The organism is Streptomyces narbonensis (assembly GCF_014649015.1).
Lineage (GTDB): Bacteria > Actinomycetota > Actinomycetes > Streptomycetales > Streptomycetaceae > Streptomyces > Streptomyces narbonensis.
In genome coordinates, this window is sequence record NZ_BMSF01000005.1 from 1 (window position 1) to 13,205 (window position 13,205).

Consider the following 13,205-nt stretch of genomic DNA (forward strand, 5'->3'; position numbering starts at 1 on the left):
CCCATGTCCACATCAACGACCCCGACGCGGAGTAGTCACATGATCGGCCGGACAAGTCCTAGGGGGTGTCGTCAAATTCCCGTCTGCCCCGCAACGCCTGGGCCGCCCGCAGGGCAGGCGGGAGTTTGACGACAGGACCTAGGCTGGCGGGCATGAACGCCGAACGCGACCTGACCCGCCTCCTCGCCGGAATGCGACCGGAACTCGCCTGCGGGCGGTACGTCTTCACCACGGTGGCCGGCCCCGCCGCCCCGGCCGGCGTCGCCCCCGTCGTCACCGTGACCGAGAGCGAAGGGCTCACCCTCGTCGTACGCCAGGAGGAGGCGGACGCCGCCTCCCTCCCCTACGACTACGTCGCGGGGTGGATCACCCTGCGGATCCACTCCGCGCTCGACGCCGTCGGCCTGACGGCCGCCGTCGCGGGCGCGCTCGCCGACGCGGGCATGAGCTGCAACGTCGTGGCCGGCTTCCACCACGACCACCTCTTCGTGGAACACGCCCGGGCGGAGGAGGCGGTGGCCGTCCTGGAGCGCCTCACGGTGGCCGCCGCACCTGAGGGGCGAGCCTAGGGGGTGTCCGGGCGATCGCGTGCGGAGCCGCATCATGAGGGCCGCGATGGTGGCGGTGCCGGGGAAGTAGCCGCGCTTCGTCATGGGTGACGACCGCTCGGACTGCCCCAGCCAGGGACAGCGTGCGCAGGCGGCCGTCGATCCGACAGGACGCCCGTCGCATGATCAGTCGACCAGTAGCCTGCGACCATGCCCGATCCCTCCCCCTTCGCCATGCCCACCCGCTTCGATGGTGCCCCAGACCGTGTCGCAGTCGTCATTCCAGGCGTCGGCTACTCGCCCGCCAGGCCGCTGCTGCACTTCGCCCGTGGCGTACTCCTCCAGCACGGCTGGACGGTCCAGGAGCTGTGGTGGCAGGTCCCGGACGACTTCTCGCAGTTCACCGTGAACGACCGGATCGCGTGGGTGGAGAGGCACGTCACCCAGGCCATCGACGCCGAGGCAGGGGCCTGCCGCCTCCTCGTCGGCAAGTCGTTGGGCTCACTCGCCTGCGGCATCGCGGCCGAGCGAAACATCGCAGCGGCCTGGCTCACTCCTCTCCTGACCATCGATCCTGTGGTCCGCGCTCTCCAACGAGCCGAAGCGCCGACCCTCCTCATCGGCGGAAGCGCCGACAAGCTGTGGGATTCACGGGTCGCCGAGTCCCTACGACATGACGCCCTGGAAATTCCCTCAGCCGATCACGCACTGGAGCTCGCCGACGACGCCAGGGGATCCGTTGACGTGCTGCGGCAAGTCGTCTCGCGGCTGGACCACTTCATCGGCACCCTCGGCCCGTAGAAACCACCGGACTCGTCTGCCCGGACAGGTCCCAGGGTCCGCCCTTGGTCCTCCCCGGGGTCCTCCTCAGGGAAGCGGTGGAGGGCAACGCCAACACCTGTCCGGCCGACGAACCGGTCCTCGGACACACGGGCGAGGTGGTCGGATACCAGACCTTCAGCTTCACCTCCGCCGACGGCGAGCGACAGGTCACCCTGTCCGTCAACACCGGTCTGACCCTGCCCGACACGGCTGCGAGGGCCGCGACGAAGGTGCTCTCCACCGCCCTGTGTCGAGCGGAATGAGACGGACGCGCCGTCGTGCGCCCCTGGCTTGGGTGTTTACCCGGCCCACTTCACTCCATCGGGCGTACGCTGGGGTTTTCGCGGGGCCACCCGCCCGGCACCCCGCACTGTGCGCCGGGCGTGCGCCCCCGGTGTGGGGGTGGAACGTGGTACCTGAGGACGACAGGCCGGCCCGTAAGGGTTTCGGCCTCTTCGAACGCGAGGCGGCGCTCCAGGCGGCCGAGGAGGCACTCGACCTCCTGACGGGCCTCGCCGAGGAGTTCCCGGCCCGGGCCCACCGGGTGCCCGCACCCCGCGAGCCCCGCGGCCCCCACCTCGTCGCCGTCCCCGACGGAAGCCCGAGTCGTCCCGTCGTCCTCCCGGGTGTGGAGCCCATCACCGGCCCGAGGCTGCTTCCGGCCCCGACAGGCAACACCCCGACAGGCACCCCGGCCCGCAGCACCTCTGTCGGCAACACCCATACCGGCAACACCCATACCGGCAACACCCATACCGGCGACACCCCTCCCGACGCGCCCGACGCACCCGACAGCGTGGCCGCCGACCGGCCCCGCGCCACCCGCCGCGGCGGCATCCTCGCCTACGCCGCCCCCGCCGGGCTCGGCAAGACCACCCTGCTCGCCGAGATCCGGCGCCTCGCCGGCGCCCGCGGCTGCACCGTGCTCTCCGCCCGGGGCGGCGACCAGGAACAGCGGGTCGCCTTCCACGTCGCCCGGCAGCTCCTCCAGCCCCAACTGGCCCACGCCTCCGACACCGAGCTCCGCGAGCGGCTCGGATCCTGGTACGACATCGTCGGCCCCGCCCTCGGGCTGCGTGCCACCGGTGGGGACTCCCCGCCCGACCCGCAGGGCCTGCGCGACGGACTCGACTGGGTCCTGACCCACCTCGCCGTCCGGCGCGCCCCCCTCGTCGTGGTCCTCGACGACGCCCACTGGGCCGACCCCGAGTCGCTCGGCTGGCTCGCCGCCTTCGCCCCCCGTGCCGAAGAGCTGCCCATGCTCCTCGTCGTCGCCTACCGGCCCGACGAACTCCCCGACGAGGGCGCGGAGTTCACCGGCCATCGCTCCGGGCAGCGGCCCCTCGGCCTCGCCCCGCTCACCACCGACGCCATCGCCCGGCTCGTCCGCGACCGGGTCGGCGCCCACGCCGACGACGCCTTCTGCCGCGAGTGCTGGACCGTCACCTCCGGGAACCCCTTCGAGGCCGTCGAGCTGGCCGCCAAGGTCCGCGACCACGGCCTCGAACCCACCGCGGGCGGCGCCCACGAACTGCGTGACCTCGCCGCCGCCCTCAAGGGCAGCGGCCTCGTCACCCGCCTCGAACGCCTCGGCCCCGCCACCGTGCGCCTCGCCTGGGCCTGCGCCGTCCTCGGCACCGAGATCTCCCTGCAGCTCGCCGGAGCCGTCGCCGGACTCGGTGACGAGGCCGTCGTCGACTGCGTGGGCCGACTGCGCGAGGCCCGGGTGCTCGCCGAGGCCGACGACCCCGACGAGCCCCTCCGGTTCGTCCACCCCCTCATCGCCACCACCGTCTACCGGTCCATCCCCGCCGCCACCCGCGTCGCTCTCCACGGCCAGGCCGCCTGGTGCGTCGTCGACGCCGGCCTCGGCTCCACCGCCGCCGCCCGGCACCTCCTGGAGACCCACCCCGAGGGCGACTCCTGGGCCGTCGGCCACCTGCGCGCCTGGGACGCCACCCTGCGCGCCGAACCCTCCGCCGTCGCCGTGGGGCACGCCGAGCGCGCCCTCGAAGGAGGCCTCAGCTGGGCCGACGAGAGCCGCGGCTTCGAGGTCCCGGTCCTCGTGGCCCTCACCTTCCTCTACGCCGACCGCCCCGGCCGCGCCGAGGAGCTGTTCGCCGCCGGCACCGCCGAGTTCGAGCGCCAGGGCTGGCGCGGGGCCCACCTCTCCTTCGCGTACACCCTGCTCGGCTACATCCGCTACCGCCGCGGCCGCCTCGTCGAGGCCGAGGACTTCGTCCGCGCCGGACTGCGCCTCGCGGAGCGCGTCGGACCGCGCACCCCCGCCCAGTGGTACGCGGTCGGCGTCACCATCGAGGTCCTGCTGGCCCGCGGCCGGGTCGAGGAGGCCGACCGCATCGCCCGCGAGCACGACTTTGGCGAGCCCTTCCCGGCCGCCGTCACCTTCCCCGACTCCCAGACCGTCCACGCCGAGCTGCTCCTGGCCCGCGGCCGCACCGACGAGGCCGCCGCCGAGCTGGCCGCCGTCGGCCGCCGCCTCGACCCGCGCGGCATGCGCAACCCCGCCTGGTGCCCCTGGCAGCTCCACCTGGCCGCCGCCGAGGCCGTCACGACCCCCGGCAGGGCCCGGCGGACCGCGCAGGAGGCCGTCGCCCGCGCACGGCAGTACGGCGCACCCTCCGCGATCGGCTCGGCGCTCCGGGTGCTCGCCGAGGTGTCCGCACCCTCCGAGCGTCTGAAGCTCCTGGAGGAGTCCGTCGACTGGCTCGACCAGTCACCCGCGGCCTACGAGCTGGCCCGCTCCCTCGTCGCCCTCGGCATCGCCCTGCGCCGCACCGAGCGGGCCGGGGAGGCCGCAGAGCACCTCTACCGGGGCCTGGAGGCCGCCCAGGACTGCGGCGCCGACGGCCTGGTCGACGAGGCGCGGGCCGAGCTGGCGGCGGCCGGACTGCGCCCCCGGTCCCTCCACCCGGCCGGCACGGACACGCTCACCGCCCGTGAGCGCCAGGCCGCCGAGCTCACCGTCCGCGACCGGGACGTGGCCCTCCACCTCGGCGTCGACGCCGCCGCCGTCAGCCGCCTCCTCTCGGCCGTCTACCGGAAACTGGGCACCGACCGGACCGGCCTCGACCAGGCCCTGCGGAACACGGACCGCCCCGGCGGGCAGCCCTGACCGGAGCGGGGCGCCCGGCGCGCGGCATCGCGCGCCGGGGCACGTACCATGGCCGTATGTCCTTCCTCCGCCGCCGCAGCGCCGCCACTCCCGCGGGCCCGGACTTCGACGTCCTGGCCATGGATCCGGGCGACTGGCCCGGCAATCTCGGCGCCGGTCTGCTGCCCGCCCCCGACGGCTCCTGCCAGGGCGTGTTCCTCCGGTACGACCTGTTCGGCGGCCGCGGCCCCGCGATGATCATCGGCAACCTCCCCGAGGGCTCCCCGGCGCGCGAGCTCGCCGACGGGCAGATCCCCTTCGAGGTCGCCCAGCTCCTCGCGGCCCTGGAGAACGACGAGCCGGTCGAGGTGCTCGACACCGAGGACGTCCCGGTGATGCAGGGCGACAACCTCCTCATCGTCCGCCGCCTCAAGCTCTCCGAGAGCCGCATCTCCTGCGTCCAGTTCGACCGCAGCGACAACGTCCTCGTGACGATCGCCAGTTGGGACCGGCCGATCACCGACGACCTGTACGCGCTGCTCAAGCCCCTGCCCGCCGAGCTGTTCCAGCAGGGCTGACGGGGAGCGGGGGCCGATGAGCGCGCGCGTCGACGCCTGGATCTGGGCGGTCCGTCTCACCAAGACCCGAGCCCAGGCCGCCGCGGCCTGCCGCGCCGGGCACGTGAAGGTCAACGGGGACCGGGCCAGGCCCGCGCAGTCGGTGAAGCCGGGCGACGAGGTCAGGCTCTACCACGGCGGCCGTGATCGGATCGTCGTGGTCAAGGAGTTGCACGTCAAGCGGGTCGGCCCGCCCGTCGCCGTCGAGGCGTACGTGGACAACAGCCCGCCCCCGCCGCCCCGCGAGCACGTCGCCGTCGCGGCCGTGCGCGACCGGGGCGCGGGCCGCCCCACCAAGCGCGAGCGCCGCGAGATCGACGACCTGCGCGGCCGGCGCACCTGAGCGGACGCAGGACCGAGGGCCTCCGGGCAACTACCCGGAGGCCTTCGGCATACGTCAGCGGGGTCCGGCGCCGAGCAGCTCGGAGAGCCGCGCGGCAGAGGTGCCGAGACCCGCGGGTCCGCGCCGCAGCAGCGCGCTGCCACTGCCCGCGCGGACGTCCTCGGGGCCGTAACGCCGGGTCTTCCGGTGCCAGTTGAGGACACCCGCGAGCCAGTCCTCCAACTCCCGCAGATACGCCTCGAAAGCCGCCCTTCCGGCCGCGTCGAGGCCGAAGTCCTCGTAGAGCAGCGGAACTTCACGATGCTTCAGGTGCTCGTACTGGCGCAGCCGGCCCCGCATCAGGTCGTCGACCATCGCCATTGCCGTCGGGTAGTCGCAGTCGAAGAACTTCTGGAGCACCAGAACGCCGTTGTGCACCTCGCCCTCGACCTCGATCTCCTTCTGGTACGAGAAGAGGTCGTTGACGAGCGCGCCGTAGTCCATCACCGCGTTCTCCAGGCTGCGCACCGTGCCCGACCGGAAGATCTCGGGGGGCAGCGTCTCGTCCTGCCGAAGCCTGGACAGCAGCATGGTCAGCTCGGATCCGAAGGTGCTGCGCCGCATCTCGATGTAGTCGACCGGGTCGGGCACCCGGTGCTGCAGCACGTTGTGCATCTCCCACATCCAGCTGTCGAGCATCGCGTCGAGCGAGTCCCGCAGCCTGGCCCGCGCCCCCGGGGCCATCGGAGCGGCGGTCCGCGCCCAGACGTCCGCGAGCGAGCGCTCCAGCGGGTTCACCGCGATCGCGGCGCCGGCCGCGGGCTCGTCGAGCGGCATGCACGCCTTGAGCCGGTCGGTCTGCTCCTTCGCGCCCGCCAGGGATCCCGCCCGCCCGAAGACGGCCGGGTAGTAGTCGTCCGCGTACGTTCCCCAGGTCAGCCAGTCGGAGCTGAGGCACAGCTCGTCCAGGGACGCGTCCGGATCGAGGCCCGCCGAGCACAGCGCGAAGTCGAAGCCCTCCGCCATCGGCCGGTCCCAGAGATCGTCGAGGAGGCCCATCCGCTCGGCCCAGTCCGTACTGCGTCGCCCCGCCTGTTCGTGATGGGGGTTGACGGTCAGCGGGTACGGCAGGTCGAACTCCGGCAGCAGCGACGGCCCCACGTGCTCGTGCGGTGCGTGCGTGAACGCCCGGTGCCGGGCCGCGGCCGGGCGCCCGAACAGGGTCCGGATGTCGAGCGCGGAGGTGCCGAGGACCCCGTCGAACCGCGAAGGCCCCGCGACCATGCCCTCGTTCATGTACCGGCTGGAGCGCATGTGCCACTCGTGTCCGCCGGACTGCCAGTCCTGGAGCCCCTTCGCGTATGCCGCGAGGGCCGCGCACTCGGCGGCGCTCAGCCCCTTCTCGGCGGCGAGCAGCGGTACTTCCGTCAGGGCCGTGTTCTCGAACTGCTGGACGCGCGAGGTCAGCAGGTCGTTGACGGCCTCCGCCGCCTCCTGGGTCGTGCAGCCGAGGAACCTCTCCAGGACCAGGACGCCGTTGCTGTTCTCGCCCTCGTCCTCCACCTCGCGCTGGTAGGAGAAGAGGTCGTTGCGCAGATGGACGGCGTCGGAGAAGGCGTCCCTGAGCACGCGCAGCGGCCGGGAGTACGCCACCTGGGCGGGAACCTCGGCCCCCGCCGCGTACTCGACGAGACCGGCCGACCAGGGCGCGCCGCCCACCTTCCGGCGCATCTCGATGTACTCGAGGGGGTTGGCGATCCGGCCGTCGTCGATGTTGTCGAGCTCCCAGAGGGACTCGTGGAGGAGGTGCTCCGTCGCCTCCGCGAACCGCACCCGCCAGCCCTCGGACATCGACGGGACCGTCCGCCGCCAGAGGTCGGCGAGACCGGCCTCCACGGGGTTGGTCGGCTCGGGCATGCCCGCCGCCGGGTCCGCCGGCATGAAGAGCGGCAGCCGGTCGAGATAGGCCTTGCCGCCCGCCCGGTCCAGGGTGCGCTTGAAGACCTCCAGGAAGTGGTCGTCGAAGAAGAAGACCCACGTGTACCAGTCCGTGACGAGGTCGAGGGCCTCCGCGTCGCAGTCCGGGTGGGTGTACGAGCAGAGCAGTGCGTAGTCGTGGGACTGGAGGTCGTGCTCCTCCCAGACGCCCGAGCCCTCCAGCATCCCCATCTCCCGCGCCCAGTCACGCGTGTGCGTGCGGGCGGTCTCCACATGGGGATTGAGCCGCGCCGGATACGGAACATAGAAGTCCGGCATAACGAAGGGCTGAGGCATTTCCTGAAGGGCCTTCCGGTGAGCACGTGCGGTGACCGGCCCAGCCTTACCCGTCGCCCGGATGGCACACGCGATCTCCCGAATAGTCGTATGAACGCGGGCGGGGTGGTGCCGGAGCGTCCCTCCGGCACCACCCCGCGCCTTTCGGCCACGCCTCCGTCAGCCCTGGGAAACCCGCACGTCAGAGGCCTTCACAAAGGCCACCCGATGGCCGAACTGGATCTCGTAGTACTCCTCCTGCCCCCGGACGACCGTATGCCCGCTGCTGTCGAACACCGGCGCGAAGTAGTACTCGCCCGGAGTGCGGTCACCCACCACGTACCGCTGGCCCGCGAGCAGCTTGTACGGAAGCGGGGACACCGCCTGCACCGGAATCCCCGCCGGGTACGCCGAGGCCTCCGGATACGCCCGCCCGTAGACCGGCACCTCCGCGAGCCCCTCCCGGGGAGTCAGGACGAGCCCGCGCGTGTTCACCGCCGCCGGCTCCTTCCGCGGATTGTGGAACCACGCCTTCTGCCCGAGGTACCAGATCGCCGTCCACTCGCCCCGGCGCTCCGCCACCGCGAAGCTCTGCCCCGTCGAGGCGCGCGCCCCGGTGTCGTTGACCCCGGCCGTCGAGTCCTGCCCGCCGGGCCGCAGCCCGATGTCCTTCACGAGGGGCGCGTCGGCGCTCGGCGCGATGTGCAGGCGCACCGCTCCGCTCCCGTGCGGCGCGCACACCTCGCCCGCCTTCACACAGCCCGTGTAGACCGGCTGATGGGCGCTGTAGTCGGGCCGGATCGTCACCACCGCGGCGTTCGGACCGGCGCTCGGCGTGATCGGCCGGCCGAGGAGACGGAAGTAGTGCGCCCAGTCCCAGTACGGTCCCGGGTCCGTGTGCATGCCCCGGATCGTCGAGGTCACCGTCCCCGGCACGGTGTCGTGCCCGAGGATGTGCTGCCGGTCCAGCGGGATGTCGTACCGCTGCGCCAGGTACCGCACGAGCCGTGCCGACGTCCGGTACATCGCCTCCGTGTACCAGGAATCCGGCGAGGTGAGGAAGCCCTCGTGCTCCAGACCCACCGACTTGGCGTTCACGAACCAGTTGCCCGCGTGCCAGCCGACGTCCTTGAGCGGCAGGTGCTGAGCGATGTGCCCGTCCGAGGAGCGCAGCGAGTACTGCCACGACACGTACGTCGGGTCCTGCACGAGCTTCAGGGTGACGTCCCAGGTCGCCTCGGTGTCGTGGATGACGATGTAGTCGATCGACTGGGACGAGGGCCGGTCCGCCTTGTCGTGGTTGCCGTAGTCGCCGTCGCCGAACTCCTCGTACGGCGCGGGGATCCACTCGCACGCCACCGAGCGCGGGCACTCCACCGGACCGGCGGCGGGCCGCCGCAGCCCGAGCGCGTCCACCTGTTCCGTGGCGGGCTCCACCGCCGGGGCGGCCGGGAGCGTCACCCGCTGGCCGCTGTCCGTCGTGCGGGTCTCGCCGGTCCGGATCACGTCGAACACGTCGTTCGCGTAGGTCGCGGCCGTCGCCGAGTCGTCGGCGCCCGAGTAGCGCGCCACCGCCCCGTACCACTCGGCGGGATCGGCGCTCGCCGGCAGCCCGGCCTCGCGCTGTGCCGCGGCGAGCAGTGCTGCCCCGCCCTCGATGTTCGCGGCAGTGGAGTCGCGCAGTTCCTCGGCCGGGATCCCGGAGAGTGCGGACGCCCGCTCCAGGGTCCGCAGCCGGCCCGGCAGCGCGGCGTCGGGCACCGCCGCGGGGGTGGCAGTGCCGGCCGCCGAGCGGAGCGGGCGCGAGGCGTCGCCGCGCGCGTCCTCCTCGCCGTCGGAGTGGTGCGGGGCGGCGGACTCGGCGAGCGCCGTCCTCGCGTCCGTCAGGTGCATCGGCCCGTAGCCGCCGGTCACGCTCGGCGCACCGCCGTGGGTGTCCCAGCGCGACTGGAGGTACGACACGGCCAGCAGGACGCTCTCGGGCACACCGTGGCGCGAGGCTGCCCGCGCGAACTGGCCTTGCAGCGTGCCCGCCTCGGGCACGTCGGCGACGGCGGACGGAGCCGCGGACAGCAGCGGCAGCAGCAGGGCGGCGGATGCGACGGTGCCGGCCACCCTTGTCGCGCGGCGGGGGGACCGTGGCGAGGGCGGGACACGTCCGGGGGACGCGGAACGGAGCAAGGCAGCCTCCAGGGGCGGGGGGTGACACGGGGGCGTGCGGGACCGAACCCGTACAGGGGTATCGGGTCCCGGACGATCCGTCAATCACGCCTGCCCGTGCGGAAGTTCCCACGTCAGGGCGGAAATGGAGGCCGTTCGGCGGAGTTTCGCGAAGACGGGTCCCGGGCCTGGGACGCGTCAGTGGAGTGGACCAATGGGGCCGCCGCCCGCGCGGTCCGTGGCGTGGACAAGACGGAGCGCCGTGTCCCGGTGTGTCGGCACCGGGCGCACGGCGCGCCACCCCCGTGTCGTCGGTCGGATCCGCCCCTAGCGCGTTCCGACCGCCGCGCGCACGGCCCGCCGTGCCATGGCGCAGTCGTCGTGCAGCCGCCTCAGGAGCAGCCGCTGTTCCTCGCCGGCGGAGAGCGCACCGGAGGGCACCGGGACGGTACCGGCCGGGGGCGCCTCCTTGATGGTGCGCTGCACCGCCGTCTCGTACGTACGGATCTCCCGCGTCAGCACGATCATCAGGTTCACCAGGAAGGCGTCCCGGGAGGCCGGGCCCGCCTGCTGGGCGAGCTGACTGATCTGGCGCCGGGCCAGCGGCGCGTCACCGAGCACTGCCCACAGCGTCGCCAGGTCGTAGCCGGGCAGGTACCAGCCGGCGTGCTCCCAGTCCACGAGGACGGGGCCGGCGGGCGAGAGCAGGACGTTGGAGAGCAGGGCGTCACCGTGACAGAACTGCCCCATGCCCTGCCGACCGCCCGCGTGCGCCAGGCCGTGCAGCAGCTTCTGCAGGTCGTCCCGGTCCCGGTCGGTGAAGAGACCGAGCTCGTGGTAGCGCGCGATCCGCGTCCCGTAGTCCAGCGGCGCGTCGAAGGTCCCGGCCGGCGGCCGCCAGGAGTTGAGCCGGGCCACCGCGCCGAGCACCGCCCGGACGTCGGCCCGCGGCGGGGCCTCGACGGGGTGGCGCGAGAGCGCCGCCGCCCGTCCGGGCATCCGCTCGATCACCAGTGTGCAGTTCTCCGGGTCCGCGGCGATGAGCCGCGGCGCCCGCACCGGCGGACGGTGCCGGACGAAGGATCGGTAGGAAGCTATCTCGTGCTGGAACCGCTCGACCCACGCGGGGGAGTGGTCCAGTAAACACTTCGCGACCGCGGTGGTCCGCCCGGTCGTCCCGACGATCAGGACGGAACGGCCGCTGCGCCTCAGCACCTGCACCGGATTGAACTCCGGGCAGATGCGGTGGACCGAGGCGATCGCCATCTTCAGCTGCGCCCCCTGGGGGCCGGACAGGTCGAGTCTCCCGCTCACCGGCTGGGTGCCGGTGCCGCCCGTCCAGCGCCGGGGCCGTACGGCCTGGGGCGCGGGGGCGAGGTACGGCCCGGCACCGGCCGGGACGACGCGGTGCTGCGGCCGGGGCGGGGCGGACACGGAGGACGATGCTGTGTACATGGAGGTGACAGATCCCTTCGTGGTCCGACGAGTTGCGTGCGTCGCCCCGCCCGCCCCCGGGTCCGCACCCTGGGGAATGAGGGCCGGTCGGCGGGGCGGGGTGGCGCGTTCCTACCTGACACCCAGGCGCGGGTGGCGGAACATCTCGCGCACCCTGGCGAAGCCTGGCGAATTGTCGCCAGGCCTATGACAGGGGGTTACTGTCAACTCAGCCGAGAACCTGGGGGCTTAGACGTGACCGGACAAACCAACACCCGCCTGGCAGACCTGTTCGGCCTGGCCGGCTGGTCCAAGGGCGAACTCGCGAGACTCGTCAACCGGCAGGCGGCGGCCATGGGCCACCCCCAGCTGGCGACCGACACCTCGCGGGTGCGGCGGTGGATCGACCGGGGCGAGACCCCGCGCGATCCCGTCCCCCGGGTGCTGGCAGCACTGTTCACCGAGCGACTCGGCCGTGTCGTGACCATCGAGGACCTCGGGTTCGTACGACACGGGCGCGCCGGAAAGCGGCAGGACGTCAGGAAAGACGACAACCCTGACGGGCTGCCCTGGGCTCCCGATCGTACGGCTGCGGTCCTCACCGAATTCACGGGAATGGACCTCATGCTCAACCGACGCGGCCTGGTGGGCGCGGGTGCCGCGCTCGCCGCCGGCTCCGCACTCAGCAGCAGCATGTACGACTGGCTGCAGACCGACCCCGCACGCAAGGCCACCGCCCAGCGCGCCACTGATCCCCTCCACGCCGACCCCGCCGGGTTCGACCGCTACGAGGCCGCCCCCATCGGGTCGGAGGAGATCGAGGCGCTGGAGCGGTCGGTGGAGGTTTTCCGCGCCTGGGACGCCTCCCGCGGCGGCGGCCTCCAGCGCAAGGCCGTCGTGGGCCAGCTCAACGAGGTGGGCGGCATGCTCGCCTACCGCCACGCCGACCACCTCCAGCGGCGCCTCTGGGGCGTCGCGGCCAACCTGGCCGTGCTCGCGGGCTGGATGTCCCACGACGTGGGTCTCGAACCCACCGCGCAGAAGTACTTCGTCATCGCCGCGCACGCGGCCCGCGAGGGCGGCGACCGTCCCCGGGCGGGCGAGGCGCTGTCCAGGGCCGCCCGCCAGATGGTGCACCTGGGCCGGCCGGACGACGCCCTCGACCTGATGAAGCTGGCGAAGGCCGGTGCGGGCGAGCAGATGCTGCCGCGGACGCAGGCCATGCTGCACACCATCGAGGCCTGGGCACAGGCGTCGATGGGACGCGCGCAGGCCATGAAGCGGACGCTGGGCGAGGCGGAGGAGCTCTTCGTCTCCGACCGCTCGGACGTGCAACCGCCTAGCTGGATGCAGAACTTCGACGAGGCCGACATGCACGGCATGCAGGCCCTCGCCTACCGGACCCTCGCCGACCACGACGCCGCCGCGGCGGTCCCGGCGCAGCGTCACGCGCGGCTGGCGCTGGAGCTGCGCAGGGACGGCCACAACCGCTCCAAGCTCTTCGACTTCATCTCGATGGCGTCCGCCTGCTTCATCGCGGACGACCCCGAGCAGGCCGACCGGTACGCCCGCCTCGCCCTCGTCTCCATGGGGGAGACCTCGTCCCATCGGACGTGGCACCGGCTGCGGGAGATGTACCGGCTCACCGGGCAGTACGCGGGCTACTCGAAGATCGAGGACCTGCGTGAGGAGATCGAGCTGGCCCTGCCCAAGTCGCCGGTCAACCGGCCGAGAAGCGGCCAGGCCTGAGCCTCGCGCGGGGGCTCAGGGGCCGTTCGCGGAGCGGGTTCGACCGCCGACCACCGGACCACTGGCCCCGGACCGCCGGTGCGAAGGGCAACTCCCCTCGTGCGGCGGGGTGCAGCCGGGCAGGGCGCGCCGACGACCCGAAACCCGTCCTGGGTTCCGGGTGCCTTCGGCGATCCCTGGCGGAC

General features: G+C 73.0%; 10 protein-coding genes. 7 read left to right on the forward strand and 3 right to left on the reverse strand.

Features of this window, described 5'->3' with window-relative positions; genetic code table 11:
- Positions 1-152 precede the first annotated feature (152 nt).
- From IE124_RS10695 to IE124_RS10720, 6 genes are all read left to right on the forward strand, one after another.
- Entirely contained in the window at positions 153-569 is a 417-nt protein-coding gene (locus tag IE124_RS10695) for an ACT domain-containing protein (protein WP_189507247.1), read from the forward strand.
- A gap of 189 nt (positions 570-758) precedes the next feature.
- Positions 759-1,349 (forward strand): alpha/beta fold hydrolase, encoded by a 591-nt coding sequence (locus tag IE124_RS10700; protein WP_189507249.1) that lies wholly within the window; start codon positions 759-761, stop codon positions 1,347-1,349.
- Between the two features lie 44 nt (positions 1,350-1,393).
- On the forward strand, positions 1,394-1,633 hold the full coding sequence (locus IE124_RS10705) for a hypothetical protein (RefSeq protein WP_189507251.1): 240 nt from the start codon (positions 1,394-1,396) through the stop codon (positions 1,631-1,633).
- 533 nt (positions 1,634-2,166) lie between these two features.
- Positions 2,167-4,506 (forward strand): ATP-binding protein, encoded by a 2,340-nt coding sequence (locus IE124_RS10710; RefSeq protein WP_229832406.1) that lies wholly within the window; start codon positions 2,167-2,169, stop codon positions 4,504-4,506.
- A gap of 56 nt (positions 4,507-4,562) precedes the next feature.
- Positions 4,563-5,063 carry a hypothetical protein gene (locus IE124_RS10715; protein WP_024757478.1) on the forward strand — a complete coding sequence of 167 codons (501 nt, stop codon included), beginning with the start codon at positions 4,563-4,565 and terminating at the stop codon, positions 5,061-5,063.
- 16 nt (positions 5,064-5,079) lie between these two features.
- A complete protein-coding gene (locus tag IE124_RS10720; protein ID WP_189507255.1) occupies positions 5,080-5,445 on the forward strand; it encodes an RNA-binding S4 domain-containing protein in 366 nt (121 codons plus the stop codon).
- A gap of 54 nt (positions 5,446-5,499) precedes the next feature.
- On the opposite strand, the gene IE124_RS10725 is transcribed toward IE124_RS10720, so the two are convergent.
- From IE124_RS10725 to IE124_RS10735, 3 genes are all read right to left on the reverse strand, one after another.
- Positions 5,500-7,698, reverse strand: a complete 2,199-nt coding sequence (locus IE124_RS10725) for a terpene synthase family protein (RefSeq protein WP_189507256.1) — start codon at positions 7,696-7,698, stop codon at positions 5,500-5,502.
- Between the two features lie 159 nt (positions 7,699-7,857).
- Complete coding sequence (locus tag IE124_RS10730) at positions 7,858-9,792, reverse strand: N-acetylmuramoyl-L-alanine amidase (protein WP_189507258.1); 1,935 nt, start codon at positions 9,790-9,792, stop codon at positions 7,858-7,860.
- 372 nt (positions 9,793-10,164) lie between these two features.
- The gene (locus IE124_RS10735; RefSeq protein ID WP_150273334.1) at positions 10,165-11,292 is read right to left on the reverse strand and encodes an aminoglycoside phosphotransferase family protein; all 1,128 of its coding nucleotides are present in this window, start codon (positions 11,290-11,292) and stop codon (positions 10,165-10,167) included.
- A gap of 234 nt (positions 11,293-11,526) precedes the next feature.
- Here IE124_RS10735 and IE124_RS10740 point away from each other — a divergent pair, with 234 nt between their 5' ends.
- Complete coding sequence (locus IE124_RS10740; RefSeq protein ID WP_189507260.1) at positions 11,527-13,020, forward strand: DNA-binding protein NsdB; 1,494 nt, start codon at positions 11,527-11,529, stop codon at positions 13,018-13,020.
- Positions 13,021-13,205: the final 185 nt, after the last annotated feature.